At 34.1% G+C, this 22,876-nt stretch carries 20 protein-coding genes; 15 read left to right on the plus strand and 5 right to left on the minus strand.

Annotation, left to right across the window (positions count from 1 at the left end; genetic code table 11):
• Positions 1 to 12: 12 nt before the first annotated feature.
• From DM447_RS03490 to DM447_RS03505, 4 genes are all read left to right on the plus strand, one after another.
• Positions 13 to 837 carry a YihY/virulence factor BrkB family protein gene (locus DM447_RS03490; protein ID WP_112179923.1) on the plus strand — a complete coding sequence of 275 codons (825 nt, stop codon included), beginning with the start codon at positions 13 to 15 and terminating at the stop codon, positions 835 to 837.
• Between the two features lie 163 nt (positions 838 to 1,000).
• Complete coding sequence (locus tag DM447_RS03495; protein ID WP_112179924.1) at positions 1,001 to 1,876, plus strand: transporter substrate-binding domain-containing protein; 876 nt, start codon at positions 1,001 to 1,003, stop codon at positions 1,874 to 1,876.
• Positions 1,877 to 1,888: 12 nt separating this feature from the next.
• A complete protein-coding gene (locus DM447_RS03500; protein WP_112179925.1) occupies positions 1,889 to 2,563 on the plus strand; it encodes an amino acid ABC transporter permease in 675 nt (224 codons plus the stop codon).
• 29 nt (positions 2,564 to 2,592) lie between these two features.
• The gene (locus tag DM447_RS03505; protein ID WP_112179926.1) at positions 2,593 to 3,507 is read left to right on the plus strand and encodes a ribokinase; all 915 of its coding nucleotides are present in this window, start codon (positions 2,593 to 2,595) and stop codon (positions 3,505 to 3,507) included.
• Between the two features lie 19 nt (positions 3,508 to 3,526).
• Here the strand turns inward: DM447_RS03505 and DM447_RS03510 are convergent, their stop codons facing one another.
• On the minus strand, positions 3,527 to 4,702 hold the full coding sequence (locus tag DM447_RS03510; protein ID WP_112179927.1) for an MFS transporter: 1,176 nt from the start codon (positions 4,700 to 4,702) through the stop codon (positions 3,527 to 3,529).
• Between the two features lie 170 nt (positions 4,703 to 4,872).
• Between DM447_RS03510 and DM447_RS03515 the strand changes: the two genes are divergently transcribed.
• The 3 genes from DM447_RS03515 (at position 4,873) to DM447_RS03525 (ending at position 6,841) form a co-directional block, all read left to right on the plus strand.
• Positions 4,873 to 5,265 carry an OsmC family protein gene (locus tag DM447_RS03515; RefSeq protein WP_112179928.1) on the plus strand — a complete coding sequence of 131 codons (393 nt, stop codon included), beginning with the start codon at positions 4,873 to 4,875 and terminating at the stop codon, positions 5,263 to 5,265.
• A gap of 92 nt (positions 5,266 to 5,357) precedes the next feature.
• Positions 5,358 to 5,984 carry a YczE/YyaS/YitT family protein gene (locus tag DM447_RS03520; RefSeq protein ID WP_112179929.1) on the plus strand — a complete coding sequence of 209 codons (627 nt, stop codon included), beginning with the start codon at positions 5,358 to 5,360 and terminating at the stop codon, positions 5,982 to 5,984.
• A gap of 86 nt (positions 5,985 to 6,070) precedes the next feature.
• On the plus strand, positions 6,071 to 6,841 hold the full coding sequence (locus tag DM447_RS03525) for a YfkD famly protein (protein WP_422385907.1): 771 nt from the start codon (positions 6,071 to 6,073) through the stop codon (positions 6,839 to 6,841).
• A gap of 41 nt (positions 6,842 to 6,882) precedes the next feature.
• Here the strand turns inward: DM447_RS03525 and DM447_RS03530 are convergent, their stop codons facing one another.
• Positions 6,883 to 7,737 carry a mechanosensitive ion channel family protein gene (locus tag DM447_RS03530; RefSeq protein ID WP_232824162.1) on the minus strand — a complete coding sequence of 285 codons (855 nt, stop codon included), beginning with the start codon at positions 7,735 to 7,737 and terminating at the stop codon, positions 6,883 to 6,885.
• A gap of 109 nt (positions 7,738 to 7,846) precedes the next feature.
• On the opposite strand from DM447_RS03530, the gene DM447_RS18425 reads away from it, so the two are divergent.
• The 3 genes from DM447_RS18425 to pdaA all read left to right on the plus strand — a co-directional run bounded on the left by DM447_RS18425 (position 7,847) and on the right by pdaA (position 10,244).
• Positions 7,847 to 7,996 carry an SE1561 family protein gene (locus DM447_RS18425; protein ID WP_198663142.1) on the plus strand — a complete coding sequence of 50 codons (150 nt, stop codon included), beginning with the start codon at positions 7,847 to 7,849 and terminating at the stop codon, positions 7,994 to 7,996.
• Between the two features lie 96 nt (positions 7,997 to 8,092).
• Entirely contained in the window at positions 8,093 to 9,394 is a 1,302-nt protein-coding gene (locus DM447_RS03535) for a Na+/H+ antiporter family protein (protein ID WP_112179931.1), read from the plus strand.
• 58 nt (positions 9,395 to 9,452) lie between these two features.
• Positions 9,453 to 10,244, plus strand: a complete 792-nt coding sequence (gene pdaA / locus DM447_RS03540) for a delta-lactam-biosynthetic de-N-acetylase (protein WP_112179932.1) — start codon at positions 9,453 to 9,455, stop codon at positions 10,242 to 10,244.
• Positions 10,245 to 10,327: 83 nt separating this feature from the next.
• Here pdaA and DM447_RS03545 read toward each other — a convergent pair whose 3' ends face one another.
• From DM447_RS03545 to DM447_RS03555, 3 genes are all read right to left on the minus strand, one after another.
• Positions 10,328 to 12,439 carry an RNA degradosome polyphosphate kinase gene (locus DM447_RS03545; RefSeq protein ID WP_112179933.1) on the minus strand — a complete coding sequence of 704 codons (2,112 nt, stop codon included), beginning with the start codon at positions 12,437 to 12,439 and terminating at the stop codon, positions 10,328 to 10,330.
• Positions 12,440 to 12,569: 130 nt separating this feature from the next.
• A complete protein-coding gene (locus tag DM447_RS03550; RefSeq protein WP_112179934.1) occupies positions 12,570 to 14,096 on the minus strand; it encodes a Ppx/GppA family phosphatase in 1,527 nt (508 codons plus the stop codon).
• A gap of 162 nt (positions 14,097 to 14,258) precedes the next feature.
• The gene (locus DM447_RS03555; protein WP_157967344.1) at positions 14,259 to 15,635 is read right to left on the minus strand and encodes a hypothetical protein; all 1,377 of its coding nucleotides are present in this window, start codon (positions 15,633 to 15,635) and stop codon (positions 14,259 to 14,261) included.
• A gap of 746 nt (positions 15,636 to 16,381) precedes the next feature.
• On the opposite strand from DM447_RS03555, the gene mbcS reads away from it, so the two are divergent.
• From mbcS to DM447_RS03580, 5 genes are all read left to right on the plus strand, one after another.
• Complete coding sequence (gene mbcS / locus DM447_RS03560) at positions 16,382 to 17,959, plus strand: acyl-CoA synthetase MbcS (protein WP_112179935.1); 1,578 nt, start codon at positions 16,382 to 16,384, stop codon at positions 17,957 to 17,959.
• A 186-nt stretch (positions 17,960 to 18,145) separates the two neighbouring features.
• Entirely contained in the window at positions 18,146 to 20,266 is a 2,121-nt protein-coding gene (locus DM447_RS03565) for an ATP-dependent Clp protease ATP-binding subunit (RefSeq protein WP_112179936.1), read from the plus strand.
• 149 nt (positions 20,267 to 20,415) lie between these two features.
• Entirely contained in the window at positions 20,416 to 21,243 is an 828-nt protein-coding gene (locus DM447_RS03570; RefSeq protein WP_112179937.1) for a ComEC/Rec2 family competence protein, read from the plus strand.
• A 54-nt stretch (positions 21,244 to 21,297) separates the two neighbouring features.
• Positions 21,298 to 22,140, plus strand: coding sequence for a dimethylarginine dimethylaminohydrolase family protein (locus DM447_RS03575; protein ID WP_112182643.1), 843 nt, complete (start codon positions 21,298 to 21,300; stop codon positions 22,138 to 22,140).
• A gap of 88 nt (positions 22,141 to 22,228) precedes the next feature.
• Positions 22,229 to 22,810 (plus strand): DUF421 domain-containing protein, encoded by a 582-nt coding sequence (locus DM447_RS03580; RefSeq protein ID WP_112179938.1) that lies wholly within the window; start codon positions 22,229 to 22,231, stop codon positions 22,808 to 22,810.
• The last annotated feature ends 66 nt before the right edge of the window (positions 22,811 to 22,876 follow it).

Genomic DNA, 22,876 nt, shown 5'->3' on the forward strand with positions numbered 1-22,876 from the left:
GGTGGGGATAATGTGCAAAATATAATCACATTCGCAAAACAATTATTCAAACGATTTAATGATGATGATGTTATTGGCCTATCCGCACAGTTAGCATATTTCTTTTTATTATCTTTATTTCCGTTTTTGATATTTTTAGTTACCTTAATAGGTTATTTACCATTAGATTACCAGGATATACTAAACTTTATGGCAACGTATCTACCTGCTGGAACTTTTGAACTTATTGAAGATAATATCGAACAGATCGTTAATCAAAGAAATGGTGGTTTGTTGTCTATTGGTATTATTGGTACGTTATGGTCTGCTTCAAATGGAACCAATGCTATAATGAATGCTTTTAATAAAGCTTATGATGTGGAAGAAAACCGTTCATTTATTGTCTCGCGTCTGATAGCGATTGTTTTATTGTTGGCAATGTTGTTAGTTATTATTGTTGCTTTTCTATTACCGATATTTGGTAAGGCGATAGGAGTATATGTATTTTCGTTTGTTGGGATATCAGGTGGATTCCTAGAAGTTTGGGATGCCTTGAGATGGATTATCTCTTCAATGGTTTTCTTTATTGTGTTTTTAGCTTTATATATGTTAGCACCTAATAAACGTATTCATATAAAAGATGCTGTAATTGGAGCGTTATTCGCAACTATAGGTTGGCAAATGGTTTCTTTAGGGTTCTCGTACTATGTAAGTACAATAGGAAATTATTCAGCTGCATACGGTAGTCTTGGTGGTGTTATTGTTTTAATGATTTGGTTCTTTATTTCAGGGGTTATTATTATTACTGGTGGAGAGATTAATGCAATATTAAAACGAAGAAGAGGAGAGAAGAGCTGATTAGTCAGCTCTTCTTTATTTAAACGGAATCTAAAAACTAATTACGTATAGTACAGACGGAATATTTTTTTATAACAGAAAGAATAATTATTGTAATAGTGGGAATAAACTGTTATATTTTTAATCAGGAAATAATTATAACAATAAAAAGTGAGGTATGTTTATGTTTAAAAAGTGGTTTTTGTTAATAATGATAATGGGTTTAATGACCCTTACCGCATGTGGACTTTCAAATGGTGATGAAGATACATCAGAAAGTGTTCCATCTGAATCAACGGCTATTTGGGATGAAATTCAAGAAAAAGGTGAAATTGTCGCTGGAACATCTGGTACTTTAATTGCTGCATCTTATTACCCCGAAGAGTCAGAGGATGTATTAACAGGCTATGATGTTGAGGTTATGAGAGAAATCGGGAACCGACTTGATTTGGACGTAACTTTTGAAATTATGGGAATAGATAGCATGTTACCTGCTGTTAATAGTGGTCGTATTGATGTTGCAGTAAATGATATCGAAGCTACAGATACGCGCAAAGAACAATTTAACTTTTCAGAGCCATACAAATATTCTTATTCAACAATGGTTGTAAGAAAAGATGATTATTCTGGAATTAACAGCTTAGAAGATTTAGAAGGTAAAAAAGCAGGTGGTGGAGCAACAACAATCTACAGCCAAATTGCAGAGCACTTTGGTGCTGAAGTTGTCACATATGGAAATGCTCCAAATGAAGCGTACTTAAGAGATGTTAATAATGGAAGAACAGATGTAATTGTTAATGATTATTATTTATCAAAGTTTGGTGTAGGTGCCTTTCCTGAATTTGATATCATGCTACATCCAAATTTAAAATTCCATCCGACTGAACAGGCTGTTATAATGTCATTAGAAGCAACAACATTGCAAGAAAAGATTAATGAAGTTTTAGCAGAAATGCGTGAAGATGGAACGTTAACCGAATTAGCAACTGAGTTCTATGGAGAAGATGCCTCTCAAAAACCAGAAGGTGAAATTGAAGAAATTGAAGGTCTTGATTTGTAAAGGAGTAGCTAAATGAATTTCATAACGAAGATTTTTGATGTTGAATCAGCGATCGCCAATTTTCTGTTCATTTTAAGTGGTCTACCAATGACAATTGCTGTCTCTTTCTTAGGGATGGCACTTGGTTTAGTCTTAGGGTTGTTTCTTGCATTAGGTAGGAGTTCAAAGCGAAAGTTTTTACGATATCCATCTAGAGTCTATATTTCATTTATGCGTGGTACACCCATCCTTGTGTTTTTATTTATCTTGTATTTTGGTCTACCAGAAATTGGATTGGAATTCACAGCATATCAAGCAGCGGTGCTTGGATTTGGTTTAAATAGCGCAGCATATATCGCTGAAATAAATCGCTCTGCCCTAAATAGCGTAGATGACGGTCAATGGGAAGCGGCTTTAACGCTCGGTTTATCTTATGGAAAGACACTAAGAGGTATTATCTTACCACAAGCAGCCCGAATTGCTATTCCTCCGTTAACAAATATTTTCTTAGATTTAGTGAAAGCAACATCACTAGCAGCCGTTATTACCGTACCAGAGTTATTTCAAAAAGCGCAAATCGCTGGTGGGAGAACATTTGATACGCTAACCATGTATATTGTAGTGGCTTTAATCTATTGGCCTTTATGCATTCTAATTTCAATTTTCCAGGAAAAGCTTGAAAAAAAGTACAGCCGTTTTGTAAACTAGAGTTAGCTTAAAAGAAAGCGGTGTAAATAATGGGAGAACGTGTGGTTGTTTTAGGTAGTTTAAATATGGATATTGTGGTATCAGCAGCACGGAAACCAGAAGTTGGAGAAACAGTTCTCGGTGAAAGTGTTCGTTATGTACCTGGAGGAAAAGGTGCAAACCAAGCTATAGGATTAAAACAGTTAGATGCAGATAAAAAAATGCTTGGTGTAATTGGTGATGATATTTTTGGTGAGAAAATAATGCAACAGTTACATCAGTTGACGATCGATCGTCAACATATTAAGCAAGTAAATGGTACTGCTACAGGAATTGCGACTATTATACATACACCTAAAGATAACAGTATTATTGTTGTTCCAGGTGCAAATACTGCTTGTACAACAGCTTATGTAGATGAGGTAGAGGCTGTCATTGCAAGCGCGGATGTTTTACTTATGCAGTTTGAGATACCATTAGAAACAGTGAAATATGCACTGCAATTAGCCAAAAAGAATAATGTTACTACGATCGTTAATCCTGCACCTGCACAAGAATTGACCGAAGATTTGTTGAGATATATTGACTATATTACACCAAATCAAAGTGAACTAGCTGTTTTATTAGATAACGCAAATGAAGACCTTGAAACAATATTTAAACAATGGAATCGAAAACATACCACGGAGCTAATTGTTACATTAGGTGAAAAGGGTTGCGCTTATTGGGATGGTGAAAATGTAATAAAAATTGCTGCAAAGCAACTAGGTGAAGTCCGTGACACTACAGGTGCAGGTGATGCCTTTAATGCAGGATTAGCTTATGGTATTTCGAAAAGATGGACAATCAGACAGTCCGTTCTTTTAGCAAACACGGTTTCTGGATTAGCTGTAACCAAATTTGGTGCACAAGCAGGTATGCCAACCAAACAAGATGTAAATAGATTTTGGATTAATAAATTGTAAGAAAAAGAGACAGTTACTGTTATGATGCGCGCATAACGTCAACTGTCTCTTTTTTTGATGCAATGGCTAGCATTACAATTAATAATAAAGCTATAATAACATAAAAAAACGATGTATTAGGAAATAATTCAATAAACTTTCCACCGAGAAACGGACCGGTAATACTTCCTAAACTAAAAGCAATACCGCACATAATATTCCCTGCGGGTAATAAGGCTTTAGGTAGTAAATCAGCCATATAGGAGACTCCAAGTGAATAGAGTGAACCAAGGAACATGCCAGCACCTGCAAACGTGACAAATATCCATACAACCGAGTCTTCTAATAGTGCACCAATAAAGAAAATGAGGATGCCACAAGTGATTACTAAAAGTAGCATTCGTTTTCTACCTATTTTATCACTAGCTATTCCTAAAGGAATTTGAGTAATTAAACTAGCTAATGAAAAGAAGGGGATAACGAGAGAAATTAGATTGACATCATGTCCAATTCGTAATCCATAGATAGGGAAAATACCGTGTAAGCTTGCCTCTAAAATTCCATAGGCAAAGGGAGCTAATAAAGCAACCCAAGCAATTTTACCAGTCTTGATAAAACGTCCAATGGAGGACTTCATTTCAACTGTTTCAATCCCATCATTTGTATTTACAAATTCATTTCGAACGAAAAACATTAATGACCAGACGATAAAACAAAGAGTTGCTGCAACAATAAAAGGAAGGCTCTCGTGAATGGTGAGCAATCTTGTCATGGTCGGACCTAGTGAGAAGCCTAGACTAAAAAACAACCCATAATAGGCAATTATTCTACCACGACGCTCAGGTGGTGCAGTCGAGGTAATCCACGTTTGTGTTGCAAAGTGTAACATGTGATCACCAATTCCAACTAATAAACGTAGAATGAACCAGAACCATAGTGCTTGCCAAATTGGAAAGAAAGCCAGTGATGCTACTACTAAAAATCCACCAATTAATATAATTGGTTTATACCCTAGTTTTTGTAAAGGTTTCTCCATGAATGGTGATGCAAGTAAAACACCAATATAAAGGCCTGTAGCATGTAAACCATTTACCGAAGATGATACCCCGTTTTGTTCTAAAATAATCGCAAGTAAGGGTAATAACATACCTTGTGAGAATCCGGAAATTGTAACAAAACTAATTAAAATCCCAAAACGTACCTTAGATGACACCAATTCTTCGTACCTCCGATCTCATCTGAATAAATTATGTAAAAAAAACACGATAATTATAATTTAAAGCTTTTTATGTCAAAGGTCAATTTGAAGTTAATTGCTAAAATACTGTGTAATAGTAATTTAAAAAGGGAACAGACTAATACCATAGTAATAAAGGAGTGGTATAGATGGAATTTCAATATAAGGAAGCTGGAATGAGGGTCAATCTCCCTTATGGTATGTTAAATATTTCAAGCGATGAAGATTTTGGATTTCAACCTTCCGAATTGATGGTAGCGTCAATTGCTGGTAATAGTGCATCTGTATTTATGAAAGTTTTAGAAGAACAAAGGGTAAAAGTAGATGATATATTTATTCGTACTGAAATCACTAGTAATCCAGAGGAAACAGATCGTATTGAAAAAATAAACATACATTATGTTATTAAAGGGAAAAATCTGAGTGATGATAAGTTATATAAGCATTTAGCTGTAGCTAGAAAGAAATGTTCCATGATTCGTTCAGTTGAATCAAGCATTGAAATTGAAGAAAGTATTGAATCGATCGAATTAAGCATATAAACTGAAAGAGCCTATTCATTTCATTTTGGATAGGCTCTTTTTTACATAAGAAGTATTATAAAAAAAGTAATTGATGGGGAGACGAGGAAGTAATGAAGAGCTTTAAAGTTCGTTCAATCTTTTTTTTAGTTGGTATAGTTATTCTATCTTTTGGTATCTCGATGACGATAAAGGCAGATCTAGGAGCTGGGGCTTGGGATGCGTTAAATGTAGGATTATCTAGTGTAATTGGTTTAACGGTAGGAAGTTGGGTAATTATTATTGGTTTGCTTTTAATGCTAGTAAACGCTTGGATTGTGAGAGAACGACCTGATTACTTTGCGATTATTACAATATTAGTGATAGGATTGATGATTGACTTCTGGTTATTGATTGTAATGGAGTCATGGAATTTCTCTGGTCTAATAGAACAATTATTTCTGCTACTTATAGGTATATCTGTATTAGGATTTGGAGTGTCTATCTATTTACAACCAAAATTTTCTCTGAATCCAGTTGATGGTTTCATGGTCGCGTTGAAGAAGAGGTTTCATTTAAGTACAATGGTTGCTAAAACGTTGACAGAGGCTACTGCTCTTGTTATCGCATTTTTAATTGGTGGTCCTATCGGTGTTGGAACATTTATTATATTATTTGGTGTTGGTCCTGCTATTCAGTTATTTGAGCCAACAGCAAATCGTATGGCTACCTATTTAGATAATGGTCAAAAAACCATCTAGTGTATATTTTAGTTAATTAAGAAAAATACTATCCCTAAATGTTTAGGGAAGGAATTGAAAGTATGAGAAATAAGTTGGTAATTTACATGACACTATTAATTGTTTTTAGTTTTCCTTTTAGTAGCGATGCGAAAGACTCTAAATCTAATGAGGAGAACAAATTAGAAATTCCAAATTATGTTTTAACAATATCAAAGGAGAATACGTACCCGAATTCAACTGAAGATGAAGTAACTTTGGAACCGAGTGAATTTGTTGAAGAAATGATAAACGAGTCAGATATACCGATAGATAATCCAGATCTGATTAAGATGCTAAACGAAACAACGATAAAAACCTCACCATTTGCACTTGGTTATCGTGGCAGTATATTTTTAGGACATTGGCCTTTAAATTATAAGTCAGATGAAACAAATGTGAATTGGGAATACCAAAAAATCAATACAAACGAAATGAATAACATTTCCGGTGATGCACAAAAAACAATGAGTTACAATCAACTGGAAAAATCAGATGTAAAAGGCGCACTAACTGCAAAAATAGATAGACCTGATCAAATTAAAAAAATGATGCTACTTGAAGCTAAAAAAAATATTGCATTACCACTCTCCTTTCACACTATATTTGGAAAAGATACAAAAAAGGCAAATACGTATGCAGTTCCGGTTAAAAAGATTGGTTATTTAAATGCATTTGCACCAGCGCTCAGTGAAAAAGGGGAAGTTACTTTTGGTGAGGTATATATAGAACTAAAAGGTTCAAAGAAGAAAATAGTTGTAAAAAACGTGACAAAACAAGGAATTGGTGCTTGGATTCCGATTCAAGATCATGTTTCATTTTCTTTTGAATTGAAATAAAAAAAGGTTTCTGCATATGCAGAAACCTTTTTTGTTATAAACTAGTTTTTATTCGAATTTACATGAACATGTTGTTCAGCCATTTGAATTTGATTATCATACATTGTTTGTGCAATGATTTTTCGTGTTTCTTTTGCAGCGGCAAAATAAGCTAGATCGTGACATAATCCAGTGATAGTATATTGGTAGCCATGATTCTGGTCATTTAAAGAACCAAGCCCAAAGAGAGTAAAAGGCTCTACAGGACTCCCTGTGAGATCCTTTTTTAGATAATCGGCTAGTTCAACATTTAACCTTATACATATATCTTCTAGGATTGTAAAAATCTTCTTTGGATCTTCATAAAAACTGATCGTTACACTTTCTATTACACGCATTTTATTTACATTAAAGTTTTCAATAGTTTCTACTTGTCCATTACTAATTGTCACCAATATACCCGACCATTGGCGTACTTTGACTACCCGAAATCCAATTTCTTCAACAAGACCTTCATAAGTATTGTTAACCTTAATCCAATCCCCTTGCTGTAGTTGCTTTTCATAGAGCATGAAGATACCAGCTAATAAATCCTTGACTAAACTTTGTGCGCCAAAACCAATCACAATACCAAGTACCCCAGCACCAGCAAGCATGCTTGCTGGATTAAATCCAAAAATAGTCAGGACGTAGAAAATGTATCCAATTGTAGCGATATATTTTATAATCGAATTTAACATCGATTCAATGGTTTTTTCCTTTTTATCATCAACAAATCGCGTTCGTTGGAAAAAGGAACGTATTATTTTACGTAAAACAAAAACAATAACTAATAATAAGAAGCCACCAATTATGACTTGGGCTATATCACTTTCTAAAACATTATTTAGAAATACTAAGATGTTATCTAGATCCAATGTCGTTACCTCCAATTACAGAATTCGATACTATTATAGCATGAATTGGACATGTGTTTCTTTTTTTCGTAGTATGAAAAGAGTAAATGAATATATGAGGAGTTATATTATGAATCAACAAGACAAGATTACACAATTAAAATTACAGTTACAAACATTTTCAGATCAATTAGATAATCTAGATCCAAGTAAGACATCAATTGAAGATATTGATCGCTTAATTAATATGATTGAAGAGATGGAAAAAGAGTTAACCTAACAGGCAGCAATCCTTTTAATGAAGGATTGCTTTTTTTTGATCGATCCTTTATCATAGTAAATTGCTATATCGATAAAACTTAGGGAGAGGATAAACATGGCTTGGGTAGTAGTTATTTCTGTGTTAGTTATGATTATATTAAGTTTAGCACGTGTACATGTTATTATTGCAATTCTTACAGCAGGTTTAATTGCTGGTTTAATGGCTGGACTGAATTTAGTTGAGTCGATAACTTTACTTGTTGAGGGAATGGGTGGTCAATCTAGTGCGGCCTTAAGTTATATTCTGTTGGGGGCTTTTGCTGCAGCAATTAGTTACACAGGTATAACGCATTTATTAGTTCGGTATTTAATTCGCGTTTTAACAGGAAAGAGAACAATGCTTGTCCTTGTAATTGCTGGAATTGCTTCTTTATCGCAAAATCTTGTACCTGTTCATATCGCTTTTATTCCAATTTTAATTCCGCCATTATTAAAATTATTTGATCAAATGGATTTGGATCGACGAGCAGTAGCAACGGCTTTAACATTCGGATTAAAGGCTCCATATGTAATGATTCCAGCAGGATTTGGTTTACTATTCCATGAAACTATATTAAAGGGAATGGCAAATAACGGAGTAGATATTTCAACAAATGAGATTGCGTTAGCTTTATTAATTCCTGGTTCTGGAATGATTGTTGGTTTATTGATTGCTGTCTTTATTACATATCGCAAACCTAAAAAAGCTGATAATCAATCATTAAATAGTAAAGAAGATGAATTGGATCCGGTAGTAACATTTAACGGTAAACATTGGCTAACAATTATTGCAATTATTGGTGCATTAGTTATGCAACTTGTAACAGACAATTTAATTATTGGTGCTCTAACTGGTTTGATTCTAATGTTTGCTTTCTTAGTCGTGCCGTTTAAAAAAGGCGATTTTATCATGACAGAGGGTATTACGATGATGGGTACAATTGCTTTTGTTATGTTAATCGCTTCAGGATTTGGTCATGTTTTGAGTGAGACTGGAGCTGTAATTGCTTTGGTTGAAGTATCTTCAGATCTTTTAGGTGATAATAAAGCGCTTATTGCAGTGGTTTTATTATTAGTTGGTCTACTGATTACAATGGGGATAGGTTCATCATTTGGAACAATACCAATTCTTGCTGCATTATATGTACCAATATGTATTGCGACAGGTTTTTCGCCGATGGCAACTGCAGCATTAATTGGAACAGCGGGTGCTTTGGGTGATGCTGGTTCTCCTGCAAGCGACAGTACACTAGGTCCTACTTCTGGACTTAATGCGGACGGAAAACACCATCATATTTGGGATACATGCGTTCCAACTTTTATTCACTTTAATATTCCGTTATTTATTTTTGGATGGATAGCTGCATTGGTTTTATAGAATTTGTATAAATCACTTGGTTTCTTGACAAACTAAAAGAAAAAACAGGGTGATTGCTATGAAAAAAATAATTATGTTACTTAGTTTTTCGTTAGTTTTAATGGTTACTTTAATGCCAACTATCGCAGAGGGTTCAAGTTATGGCTGGGGCTATAAAAAAGGAACCAATCATAACCCTCCAGAAGTTGGTAGTTATGGGCAAATATTAGAGAATAATGGTGGCTACTATCTAGATAAGTCTGGTGATAAAGTTGTCTACCTGACATTTGATAATGGTTATGAAGCTGGATATACAGAGTCCATATTAGATGTACTAAAAAAAGAAGATGTTCCAGCAACTTTTTTTGTGACTGGTCATTATGTTAGAAGTCAACCTGATTTAGTGAAGCGAATGGATGCTGATGGTCATATTATTGGTAATCACTCCAATCATCATTCCGACTTCACGACGATATCAAAGGAAAAAATGAAACAAGAATTAGCGACTTTAGATGAGGCAGTAGGTCTAATTACAGATCAAAAGGATTTACAATATGTTCGTCCACCTAAAGGTATCTTTAATCCAGAAACAATTAAATGGACAAATGAATTTGGTTATATAAATGTATTTTGGTCGTTAGCTTTTGTTGATTGGCAAACAGATCAACAAAAGGGCTGGGAAAAATCGTATCAACAAGTAATGGATCAGATTCACCCAGGGGCAATTATTTTATTGCACACTGTGTCAGAAGATAATGCTGAAGCATTACAATACTTTATCGAAGATCTTCACAAGCAGGGATACACGTTTAAAAGTTTAGATGATTTAGTATTAAAAAACACCATACCAAAAGAATTAATTAGCATGTAAAAATGTGTGACGTAAAAAGACTAACCGTTTAGTACTGCAGTCCAATTTATTGGAAGCAATACATACTTGGTTAGTCTTTTTACTTATTCTTCATCGTCCATTACTTGATAGGCCATATCATAAAGAAGCATTTGACTGTTACAGTCAGCTTCATCAATATTTGCTTTCACATAATAGTAGTTACCATCAGAAGCTTGTTCACGTGATTTAAGATTGTCTTGTAAGGAAATATCAAGAATGTTCTTTATCCGTTCTTTAATCGATGTATCATAAATTGGAAACATTAATTCTACGCGTTTAATCATATTCCTTGTCATCATATCGGCAGATGATAGTAGTATTCTTTCATCTCCATCACTGTGGAAATAATATATGCGACTATGCTCTAAAAAGCGACCAACAATGCTACGTACTCGAATGTTTTCACTAACACCTTGGATACCAGGCTTTAAACAACAAATTCCACGAATGATTAAATCAATTTTAACCCCTGCTTGAGAAGCCTCATATAATTTCGTGATTAAGGGTTTATCAGTTAATGAATTCATTTTAAGCATGATGTGGCCATTTTCTCTTTTACGATGAAAACTAATTTCTTGATTAATATAACGAATAAAGTCTTCTCTAATTGTGTATGGTGCCATTGACAAATGATGAAAATGTGGTTTATGGGTAAAGCCACTAAGGTAATTGAAAAAATTAGTAGCATCAATTCCAAATTTACGTTTGGTTGTAATTAACGACATATCTGTATAAAATGCAGCAGTTTGATCATTATAATTACCAGTTCCTAAATGAACAAATCTTTCTATTCTACCCTCATATTTCCGTACAATCAGTGTGATTTTACTATGTGTTTTTAGAGAGCTCATCCCATAAATAACATGACAGCCAGCTTTTTCAAGTTCTTTTGCCCACTGTACGTTTTTCTCTTCATCAAATCGCGCTTTTAGTTCAACTAAGACGGTTACTTGCTTCCCGTTTTCCGCAGCTTGTTTTAATGCTTTAATAATCGGTGAGTCACCGCTAACACGATATAAGGTTTGTTTAATAGCGAGTACATCAGAATCAATTGACGCATCACGAAGTAACTCCACAACAGCCTCAAAAGATTCGTATGGATGGTGTAGAAAAATATCCTTCCGTTTAGCTGCATCAAAGATACTTTCATCGCTATCAATATCCTGTGATGGTTGTGGTATCAATTTCTGGTAAACAAGGGGTTCATATTCTGTTGCCAATTTATTATAAAATTGAAAGAGAAAGCTTAGATCTAAAGGACCAGATATAACATATAAGTCTTTTTTGTGTATTTCCAGCACATCTAATAAAAAATTCACAACCTGTTGATCATAGGCACCTTCTTTTACTTCTAAACGAACAGCAGCTCCCCATTTTCTTTTTTTTAGTTCTTTCTCAATCTCTTTTAATAAATCACGCGCACCTTCTTCATGGATAGTCATATCAGCATTTCTTGTGATACGAAAGATGGTTTTTGATCGAACATGATACCCTTTGAAAAATTTATAAATAAAGTAAGAAATAACTTCTTCTAATAAAACGTAATGATCGTTATCATCTACTTGAATGAATCGATCTAATAATGCAGGTACTTGTACAATTGCTGATTTAGTAGTTGTCACGTCATCGTCAATTGAATCGGTGTTATCTTCTGCTTCTAAAACTACTGCAATATTAATTGACTTATTAAGTAGCATTGGAAATGGATGATAAGCGTCTATAGCCATTGGCGTTAAGACTGGAAATATATTCTCTTCAAAATAGCGTTCTAATGTCTCTTCTTGTTGATAGGAGAGTGAATCAACAGATACTATTGCAATGTCTTCCTTATTTAATTGCAACTGTAAAGATTGATATATATTATATTGTTCAGATACAAGCACATGGTTTTTTTCGGCAATTTGATCCAACTGTCTCTTGGGTGATAATCCAGATTTATTGTCTTTTTTATTGAAACCAGCTTTAACCTGGTCTTTTAACCCGGCAACCCTAACCATGAAAAATTCATCTAGATTGGAAGCAAATATAGCAAGAAAGCGAAATCGTTCTAGCAACGGATTGGTACTGTCGGAAGCTTCTTGAAGAACTCTTTCATTAAAGGATAACCAGCTTAATTCCCGATTATTATAGTAAGCTGGATTATCCAGTTTTTGTTGATAGTCGGTTAGTATCATTCTTCATCATCCTTTGTAGATCATCTCCCTTTTATCTTAACAAAAAAGAAAGAATTAAGAGAGATATCGACGTAAAGTTTTTGTAAAGTTTACTACTAAGCATATGATGAAAAAAGATGCTTATTCATTTTTAGTTAGAGATGAAGTGAATTTCAATTAATTTGTGCAGAGATTTTTCCAAATGTTTTTTTTGCTTCTCACTTTGATATGCTTCAGGCATCCAGTTTTTATCGCAATAAAAGGTTAGGTGGATAACATCTTCTTTAATAACTAAATCTAGATCTGTTATAACTTGTCTTTTTGTTGCATCAAGGGAAGAAGTGAATTTTAATAACGAACCTAATAATTTCATCTTTTTCCGTTCTTGTTTTAAGAACCAATTCTTATAAGGTCGTATGAATTGTTTAAAGACAGTTTTGTTTTTAAAAGAAGCAATCAGAGCAATTTTCAGACGATCAACATGCATTAATCCATCAATAGTACGATTTGCTAAAAGATAAAAAGTATGCTCGGCACTTGATTCAGAATCAATGTAATCACCTAAATTAAATACTTGGCTGGCTCTTTTTATTAGTTTCCAATCTTGGTTGGAAAGGGAAACTATACCTGTTTCTTTAATTTTATCGAATAATGACTTAGTTAAATATTGTACATGCGAGATATTCTCAGGGTTTAGGTTATAATCATTCATTAATTCCTGAATACTGTCTTCTAATACATTAGGAAATAAAATATCATCGTTTTTAGGAGCTAATAGTTCATAAAAAATGCCATCACGTAATCCTTTTCTACTCAATACAAAACATTCAGCTTCCATGGTAATATATAAACAATGGAAGGCCTCGATTGCTGGCAAAATAATGTCTGAGCGATCCTTTGATAACCCTTCAACTTTTTGTAATTTCTTTAACGAAAGAGATGATAAATAGTTACTAATGCCAACGATATCACTATAATCCATTTTATATTGATGTAAACCAGCTAATGGATAGGCTTTTTGATTCTGATCAATTTGTACTAAGTTTCGTGCACTACCGCCTATTCCAATTAATGGGATGGCTTTTCGAGTAAGCCAGTCCAATGATTTAAATTGATGGAATAAGTATTCCCTTAAATCCTTAAGATTTGATTCAGGAGAGCCTTCTTTCTCAAAAAAAGTTCGAAGGGTTAATGCCCCAAAAGGAAAACTATGAGCATGGATGAGCTGACGATCTTTAAAATACGTAACCTCCGTACTTCCACCACCAATATCTATCGTAATACCTTCTTTGATAGATGTTGAATTAACTACCGCTAGATAACCGTAGAATGCTTCTTCTTGTTCAGATAAAATACGCATTTCCCAATTAAGGTGGTCTTTAACTAACTTCTTTAATGTATATTGGTTTTTGGCTTGACGGATGGTTGCTGTAGCCACACAAACGAAATTGGTTAAATCATATGTTTTTAATACATCTCGAAAGTTTTGTAGGGTATGGATAAGAATATCTGAGCCCTCAGGAGCTAAGTTCTCATCTTGATCTAGATGGTTACGAAGACGGGCGACGGCTTTAACATTTTCAACTTCACGAAGCCTTCCTGCTTTTTCTTGTACATAAATAACTAAACGCATCGTGTTAGAACCAATATCTATAATGGCATAATAGTTTTTTTTCATGTTAGCACCTACCTAAATTTGAATTGTATAATTATTAGTAGTATATCATATGAGAATCATTTGAAGACTTAAAGTAGAGGCAGGTGTAAGTGGAACAAATTATTAAAGGTAGCCAACATATTATCTAGTTGGCCACCTTCTTTTTTGGATATGAAATTGGCTTTAACCATATTTTTGCGTTTGAATAAGTAGGTTTTGATAAGTCTTTGCCTCTGTATGATTGCCTAATTGCTTATATAAATTAGCTAAGGCTTGAATAGCCTGTGTACTATTCGGGCTTAACTCAATTTCCCACTTAAAACAGTCGATTGCCTTCTCAAATTGATTAAATTTTATGTATAATTCTCCAAGAAGAAATTGGTTATCAGGATCATCTTGTAAATTGTTCATTTTAGTTAAAGTTTGTTCAATTGAGAAGTGATGCTCAACTTCATGAAATGGAGTAAACCATTTGCGAACTTCTGAAATACTATAATCCTCCAAAAAGGTTTTTATAAAAGGCGTAATAAGTGTCTCGATTTGTTTTGCTGTAAGATGTTTACTTAATTGAACGAGTTGCTGATTGGAATGATTAAAATAGCTAGATATTACTTTAGGATCTGCTTGTGTTAAATGATCAACAATTTGATCTAATTGATTCTCTTGTGGTTGATAATTGTGTTCCATGATAAAGACAACAAGATCATTGTGGTGAGAAGATCCAATTAATTTATTTGTTAATGCTTTTTCAATATCTGCATGTTGACTTGATTGATATATATCAAATAGAAGCGTAATTTGTTCATTGATAGTGAATGTTTTCAATGATTGCTCAAGAGCGTTCCATTGCATTTCTTCAAACTTATTTTTTAATAAGTGTGTGCGAATAATCAGGGTATCAATCCACCGATTTTCTGTGTGGAGAAGCATCAATAAATAATGCAATGCTATCTTATTTTCCAAGTTGGTAAAACAAGAAGACTCTAAATATAGGGGGTCAATCTTTACTAATTGTTCATAGTCTTGGTATTGGGTTGCATAACGTTGGAATTGCATATTTTCAAGCATATCTTTGGCAAATTGGTTCTTTTGGTCATGTGCTGCCAATAGTTTTAATACTTGAAAAGCCTTAAGCATTTTACCGTTTCGGCGAAAATCATAGAATGTTTTCTTTAGCAACTGTGTAGCTGATCCTTCAGCAGTGAAAGAATCAAAAAATGTAAAGATTAAGGCTGTTTCAATTGGTGAATAGTCTTGTTGAACTTTTTTATATAATTGATTAAAACGTATGAGTGGGAGTTTTTCATTTTTTGTGAGATGGTGGATGATAGGGTGTTCAGCATCTATTCTTATTCCTGACGTAAATGCTTGATGTATATGAGAGTTTAATTTTATATGATCTGTTTTCATGCCATTCATGTAAGTATCTTTATAAAAAACGAGGTAATAGTAATTATTATGTTCATCAAATGCTTCCATGACTTTACTTTGCTTATAAAGGTATAATTGTTTAACTGTAACATTTATTGTTTTTTTATTGGACTGTAATTCAATATACATGTGAACGCCCTCCTTTAATTCTAATTCCATCATAACATATTCCCTGATCAGATAGCTGTGTAAAAGTTATAGAAACTTTTGATTTAGACTATTTTCTAAAAGATTCTTGATCATGAATAATTTTTCATGAAATTCGAAATACCGTTCCTTGCTTTGAATTTACCATCAACTGCGACACAACAGAATTACCTGAACCGCTTCTCAAGTAAAATTGACTCCCTTTCCGCAGGCACGGCTTCAGCTAACTCGGAAACAAAGAACGTTCCGAGTGGATCTTCAGCCCGCGCTGTTCCTGCAGGAGTGTCGCCAATTTCACTTGATACGCTAATATTCATCTTTCCATCACTAACAGAGAGTATAAGTCTGCACATAAAAATGAACTGTTTTAAATCTTGTTTTATGAAATTAGCATGTAACTGATATCATTTGTAAAATTAGAGACCAGCGAAGGAAGCAAATGGATGACACTCCTGTGGGAATAGCAAATGTTTTCGATGGGATGAGTAATCGCAATCCCACAAGTTGAGGATCCACTCGGAAAGAGACCTTTGCTTATTAGAAGAAAGCTTGAGACTGTGCTCACGGAAAGGGAATCCATTTGGGGTGCATTACAATTACTCGCCCCCAGCAAGATCGTTTGCTGACGTAGCAGATAAGGAAGTTTAAGTAAATTCCTTTGCTCAATTGTTAATTACTGATATAATGACATGTAATTAGTACCTACTACTAAAAAAGAAGGGTGACATATGAATAAACAAGAATTAATAGCCCCAGAATATTATAATATTGCAATGGAAATGGAGAAATACGCACAAGATCCCGAGCGTATTGCACTAATTTGGCAGGATGATCAAGGTCAGGAAAAGAAAATCACCTATAAAAAACTATTAGAAAATGCTAATAAAATTGGAAACATATTTTTAGAAAATGGTTTGCAAAAAGGGGATAAAATTCTAGTGATGATGCCCCGTTTAGTTGATACATATGAAGTCTATTTAGCTGCTTTAAAAACAGGTATTATTCTGATTCCTAGTTCAGAAATGTTGCGAACAAAAGATTTACAATACCGTATCACACACGGAGAAGCAAAAGGTATAGTAAGTTATTATCCATTTGCTGAACAATTTAAAGAAATCGAACAATTGACTACTTTGAAAAAATTCACTGTTGGTGCAGAGGTATCCGAATGGACATTTATTGATAAAGAAAAAGAGTTGGCTTCCAATCAATTAGAAATAGTAGATAGTAAAAGTGATGACATTGCCTTTTTACCATATACGTCTGGTACAACCGGAAATCCAAAAGGTGTTATGCATACGCACGCATGGGGATATGCACACTTACGTACTGCTCCAGCTAATTGGCTCAGCATTAAGGAAGGGGATAAAGTTTGGGCTACGGCTGCCCCTGGCTGGCAGAAATGGGTATGGAGTCCATTGCTGTCTGTACTAGGTTCAGGAGCAACGGGTTTTATATACGACGGAAAATTCGATCCGAAAAAGTATTTACAATTACTGCAAGATCAAGAGATAAATGCACTATGTTGTACCCCAACAGAATATCGGTTAATGGCAAAAGTAGATAACCTGTCTGATTATAAGTTACCGAAGCTGCACAGTGCAGTTTCGGCAGGTGAACCGCTGAATCGCGAAGTAATTGATACATTCGAACGTCATTTTGATATAACTGTTCGAGATGGTTACGGTCAAACAGAAAGTACTTTACTATTAGGTTTTCTAAAAGGAATGAAGGTAAAAGCTGGTTCAATGGGTAAACCTACACCAGGTAATGAAGTGGTATTAATCGATGAAGAATGTAACCAAGTACCGGTTGGTGAAGTTGGTGATATCGCAATACCATTGGATACACCTGCTTTATTTAAAGGTTATTATAAAGATGAAGAACGTACGAAAAAAGCGCATCGAGGTAATTATTTTGTTACAGGTGATCAAGCAACAATGGACGAGGAAGGTTATTTTTGGTTCGAAGGCCGTAGTGATGACATTATTGTTAGCTCCGGATATACAATTGGACCCTTTGAAGTTGAAGACGCATTAGTAAAACATAATGCAGTAAAAGAATGCGCGGTAGTTGCTAGCCCGGATGAAATTCGTGGTAATGTTGTAAAAGCTTATATTGTACTTCAAGATAATATTGATAAGAATGATGATAAATTAGTAAAAACGTTGCAGGATCATGTAAAAAAAATGACTGCACCATATAAATATCCAAGAAAGATTGAATTTATAGATGAGTTACCAAAGACATCATCAGGAAAAATCAGACGTATTGAATTACGTAAACGTGAGGAAAAATCATTATAGTGTGTGTGTTGTAAGAAGAGGATCGAGATCCTCTTCTTTTTTATTATTATATTTTTTAAAATAATGAAGCAAAATACTTGAAAGTCAAAGATAGTCAAATTATAATGGTATCAAAGGTCAAAGATAGTCAAAACAATCTTGATCTATTAAAAACTTTACTTACTCTTCTGAAGGAGGAAGATATTAATGAATTGTCAAAACTGTGGAAATCGTCCAGCTAATATTAATGTAGCCCTTAAATATAATGAACAAATGCAACAATTGCATGTATGTGAAACGTGCTTTAAAGAACTTCAACAAAATGCCAAGAATTCTCTAAATAATTTTGGAGGTCAAGGAGGGGCACAAGGTTTTGAAGACTTCTTCTCTGGTGCTAGTCAAAATAGTGAACAACAAGCTAGTGGCAAGAAAGAGGGCTTATTAGATGAATTAGGAAGTAATTTATCCCATGCTGCTAAAGCTGGAATTATTGACCCAGTAATTGGTCGTGAAAAAGAAGTAAAACGTGTTATGGAGACATTAAATAGAAGAAATAAAAATAATCCAGTATTAATTGGTGAACCAGGTGTTGGTAAAACAGCTATTGCAGAAGGTTTAGCTCTAAGAATTGCAGAAGGTAATGTACCATCTAAATTAGTGAATAAAGAAGTTTACTTACTAGATGTAGCATCACTTGTAGCTAATACTGGTGTGCGTGGTCAATTCGAAGAACGTATAAAGAAATTAGTTGCTGAACTTCAAAATCGTAAGAATGTAATTTTATTTGTTGATGAGATCCACCTACTAGTTGGTGCAGGTTCATCAGAAGGTTCACAAATGGATGCGGGAAATATTTTAAAACCTGCATTAGCAAGAGGTGAGTTACAGTTAATCGGTGCTACTACACTAAAAGAGTATCGTCAAATTGAGAAAGACGCTGCTTTAGAACGTCGTTTTCAACCGATTATTGTAAAAGAGCCGTCAGTAGAAGAAGCGGTACTTATTTTGCAAGGTTTACAAGATCGTTATGAAGTGTTTCACAATGTAACATACACACCTGAAGCAATAGAAAGTACTGTAACGTTATCTCAACGTTACTTGCAAGATCGATTCTTACCAGATAAAGCAATTGATTTAATGGATGAAGCAGGGTCTCGCTTGAATTTAGCAAATGAAGATTCTGATAAAGAGTCATTGCAAAAACGAATTGATGAAATAGCCAAAGAGAAACAAGAAGCTGCTGAAAAAGAAGACTATGAAACGGCAGCTAATTTAAGACATAAAGAATTAATGTTAGAGAAAAAAATCAATGATACAACAGAACAAACGAAAGCTTCGGTAACAATTGAAGACATTCAGTTAATTATTGAAGAAAAGACTGGTATACCAGTTCGAAAAATTCAAGCAGACGAGCAATCAAAAATGCAACATTTAGCTGAGAATTTAAGTTCAAAAGTAATCGGACAAGAAAATGCAGTCCAAAAGGTAGCTAAGGCTGTGCGTCGTAGTCGTGCAGGAATGAAATCAAAATATCGTCCAATTGGTTCTTTCCTATTTGTTGGTCCTACAGGTGTTGGTAAAACTGAGCTAACGAAAGCATTAGCTGAAGAGCTATTTGGTACAAAAGAATCCCTAATTCGTGTAGATATGAGTGAATACATGGAAAAACACGCTGTCTCAAAAATAATTGGTTCTCCACCAGGATATGTTGGACATGAAGAAGCGGGACAGTTAACAGAGCGTGTTCGTCGTAACCCATATAGCCTTATATTATTGGATGAAATTGAAAAAGCACATCCGGATGTACAGCATATGTTCCTACAAATCATGGAGGATGGACATCTAACAGATAGTCATGGTCGAACAGTGAGTTTTAAAGAGACGGTGATTATTATGACAAGTAATGCAGGAACAGGTGTTAACAATATCAGTGTAGGATTTAATAGTACGAATAATGAAGCAGTTTCCACATTGGAAACACTAAGTGACTATTTCAAGCCTGAATTTCTAAATCGTTTTGATGCGATTATTCCGTTTAACGAATTAAAACAACAGGATCTAATCCAAATTGTTGATATCATGTTAAATGAATTAGAAGAAAACGTTGAAGATCAAGGATATACAATTACTGTTTCAGAAGACACGAAAAAATTCTTAGCTAACAAAGGATATGATTCAAGATTTGGTGCTCGACCGTTACGTCGTGTGATTCAGGATACAGTGGAAGATGGCATTACAGACTTAATGCTAGATGACGAGAACAATGATATGATCAATATTCAAGTTGAAATTGTCAATGATGAAGTGCAAGTTAAGAAAATAAATTAATATAGCTACATGCGGCATCCATTAGGGATGTCGTATTTTTTATCATAATTTTTAATTTAAATAGCAAAATAGAAGGTAAGATACTTTAATGACTTTGTAAGGAGGTAAGAAAAATCAAAAAATATGTCATTTATCTTCTTATTTTTTGCATGACTTTTATTGGATATACAAATGAGTTAGAAGCAACAGAGCAAGAAATGCTTGTTCATTTTATTAATGTTGGCCAGGGGGATAGTATTTTGATTGAAACACCAAATCAAGAGAATATCTTAATTGATGGCGGTCCACCAGATGCAAGTGAAAAAGTTATTGCTTATTTAAAAGAACAAAATATAAAAGAGATTGATCTATTAATAGCAACACATCCAGATATCGATCATATAGGTGGTCTACTTAAAGTTATTGATCAATTTAAAATTAAAGAGATTTGGGATAGTGGTAAATTTTATTATACAAGAACTTATCATCGCTATTTTCGAAAAATAAAAAATGGGAATATCCCGATAGAAATTGCTAAGGTAAATACAATGAAAACATTAGGAGACAATATTTCGCTGATAGTATTAAATGCAAATTCTATTTTGAAAACAAACAATCAATCCTCACTAGCACTGTCCTTAACCTATGGATCAGTCGATTTCTTGTTAATGAGTGATGTTGAAAAGAAACAAGAAATTAAGTTGATGCAACGAACAGATGTGGAATCAGAAGTATTAAAAGTTGCCCATCATGGTTCTGATACATCAAGTTCATTTGCCTTTTTGCAAGCAGTTGACCCTGAGATTGCAATTCTTTCATATGGGGAAGATAACACATATGGACATCCCGTAGGTACAACAGTTAATAAATTACTCGACGTAGGTGCGACATTATATTCTACTGCAAAAGCTGGTGATATTGTGATAGCGACAGATGGCGAGACTTATCGTATTGATGTATCGGGAGTTGGAAGACTAATCAATAAACCAATTCGTTAAATTCTGGTATAATTAATAGTATAGATATAAAAAAGGGAGGTCGTTCTTGTGGAAATGAGTTCGCGAGGAAATGTAATGTGTGATACAGAATATGGTATTTTAGAAAAAGTGATTGTATGCTCACCAGCCCACATGAAAATCGGTAAAATTATTAATGAAACGCAAAAGCATTATCAAACAGAAAATATTGATACCAAAATTGCAACCGAACAGCATGATGGATTTGTAAATGTATTAAAAGCCCATGATATTGAAGTTATTGATATTACACCGCAAATCGAGCTACATGAACAGGTCTTTACACGAGATATAGGTTTTTGTATAGGTGATACCCTAATTACGGCTAAAATGGGTGATAAAGTGCGCATGCCTGAGGTGTCGCATTTAGAGGATGTTCTACGAGAACAGAATATTGTATACAAGTCATTTGCGCAAGAATCAATTGAGGGTGGGGATGTGATAGTTGATGGTGACAAAGTTTGGGTTGGTATCAGTGAGCGCACCACGTTTGAAGCTGCTGATGCTCTCCAGTCCCTATTACCAAATCATCAAATCATTAAATTACCAATTGCAGATAGAATATTACATTTAGATTGTGCATTTAATTGCTTAGCGCCCAATTTAGGCATTATTTATCCGAAAGCATTCACCGAAATAGATTTACAAAAGATAAAAGAACACTATGAACTAATTGAAGTGAGCGATGAGGAAGAATTCACTCTGGGAACAAATGTATTATCTATTGGTAACAAAAAAGTTATTAGCTTACCAGAGAATAAATTAGTTAATCAACAGCTCCGAGATTTAGGTTACGAAGTGATAGAAGTAGAATTTAATGAGATTATCAAGTCTGGTGGTTCATTCCGCTGTTGTAGCTTGCCATTAGTTAGAAAGTAAAGTTTTTTATCAATGAAAATCAAGTCATACATAATTAGTTCCTAAATGAAGATATTACATATATATCATCATTTAAAGGAGAAAATGTATGGATTATATTTGGGAAGCATTTTTAATGGTTATTTCTGGATTCCTTCTTTTGCGGCTATCTGGCCGTAAATCACTCGCACAAATGACGGTTACTACAACAGTGGTAATGATCTCGATAGGGTCTATTATTGTGCAACCAATTATAGAAGACAGTGTAATGAGGACAATTATAACGATTATTATTTTTATAAGTGTACTAATTTTAATTGAATATCTTCAAGTGAAGTCCAATGCGTTGGAGAAATTAATGACTGGTAAGGCAGTGTCAGTTATTGAAAATGGTCAAATTAATCTAAAGAATCTCAAAAAGCTTCGGTTCACTGTTGATAAACTGGAAATGCAGATGCGACAACAAGGGATTTCAAATATTTCGGACATAAATAACGCAACAATTGAACCAAATGGGCAATTAGGTTATGAATTAAAGGCAGACTCTAAGCCACTTACTGTCGGTGAATTTAAGAAACTGATGGGCTTACTCATACAACAGCAAAATCAATCACCTGATAGTGACGGGAATTTATTCTATGAAGTGATCAACAAAGAACATGTTATGCCTCATCGTGATGATTTGAAATAATGCTGTACGGGCAAGACGCCAGGAACTCCTAACATCAGGAGTTTCTTTTTTTATGTGAAAAGGATT

Source organism: Paraliobacillus zengyii, from assembly GCF_003268595.1.
Lineage (GTDB): Bacteria > Bacillota > Bacilli > Bacillales > Amphibacillaceae > Paraliobacillus_A > Paraliobacillus_A zengyii.

Excerpts from the sequence above, each read along its gene's own strand:
- DM447_RS03495 (WP_112179924.1), top strand. The coding sequence starts at position 1,001 with ATGTTTAAAAAGTGGTTTTTGTTAATAATGATAATGGGTTTAATGACC.
- DM447_RS03500 (WP_112179925.1), top strand. The coding sequence starts at position 1,889 with ATGAATTTCATAACGAAGATTTTTGATGTTGAATCAGCGATCGCCAAT.
- DM447_RS03505 (WP_112179926.1), top strand. The coding sequence starts at position 2,593 with ATGGGAGAACGTGTGGTTGTTTTAGGTAGTTTAAATATGGATATTGTG.
- DM447_RS03515 (WP_112179928.1), top strand. The coding sequence starts at position 4,873 with ATGGAATTTCAATATAAGGAAGCTGGAATGAGGGTCAATCTCCCTTAT.
- DM447_RS03520 (WP_112179929.1), top strand. The coding sequence starts at position 5,358 with ATGAAGAGCTTTAAAGTTCGTTCAATCTTTTTTTTAGTTGGTATAGTT.
- DM447_RS03525 (WP_422385907.1), top strand. The coding sequence starts at position 6,071 with ATGACACTATTAATTGTTTTTAGTTTTCCTTTTAGTAGCGATGCGAAA.
- DM447_RS18425 (WP_198663142.1), top strand. The coding sequence starts at position 7,847 with ATGAATCAACAAGACAAGATTACACAATTAAAATTACAGTTACAAACA.
- DM447_RS03535 (WP_112179931.1), top strand. The coding sequence starts at position 8,093 with ATGGCTTGGGTAGTAGTTATTTCTGTGTTAGTTATGATTATATTAAGT.
- pdaA (WP_112179932.1), top strand. The coding sequence starts at position 9,453 with ATGAAAAAAATAATTATGTTACTTAGTTTTTCGTTAGTTTTAATGGTT.
- DM447_RS03545 (WP_112179933.1), bottom strand. The coding sequence starts at position 12,439 with ATGATACTAACCGACTATCAACAAAAACTGGATAATCCAGCTTACTAT.
- DM447_RS03550 (WP_112179934.1), bottom strand. The coding sequence starts at position 14,096 with ATGAAAAAAAACTATTATGCCATTATAGATATTGGTTCTAACACGATG.
- DM447_RS03555 (WP_157967344.1), bottom strand. The coding sequence starts at position 15,635 with ATGTATATTGAATTACAGTCCAATAAAAAAACAATAAATGTTACAGTT.
- mbcS (WP_112179935.1), top strand. The coding sequence starts at position 16,382 with ATGAATAAACAAGAATTAATAGCCCCAGAATATTATAATATTGCAATG.
- DM447_RS03565 (WP_112179936.1), top strand. The coding sequence starts at position 18,146 with ATGAATTGTCAAAACTGTGGAAATCGTCCAGCTAATATTAATGTAGCC.
- DM447_RS03570 (WP_112179937.1), top strand. The coding sequence starts at position 20,416 with ATGACTTTTATTGGATATACAAATGAGTTAGAAGCAACAGAGCAAGAA.
- DM447_RS03575 (WP_112182643.1), top strand. The coding sequence starts at position 21,298 with ATGAGTTCGCGAGGAAATGTAATGTGTGATACAGAATATGGTATTTTA.
- DM447_RS03580 (WP_112179938.1), top strand. The coding sequence starts at position 22,229 with ATGGATTATATTTGGGAAGCATTTTTAATGGTTATTTCTGGATTCCTT.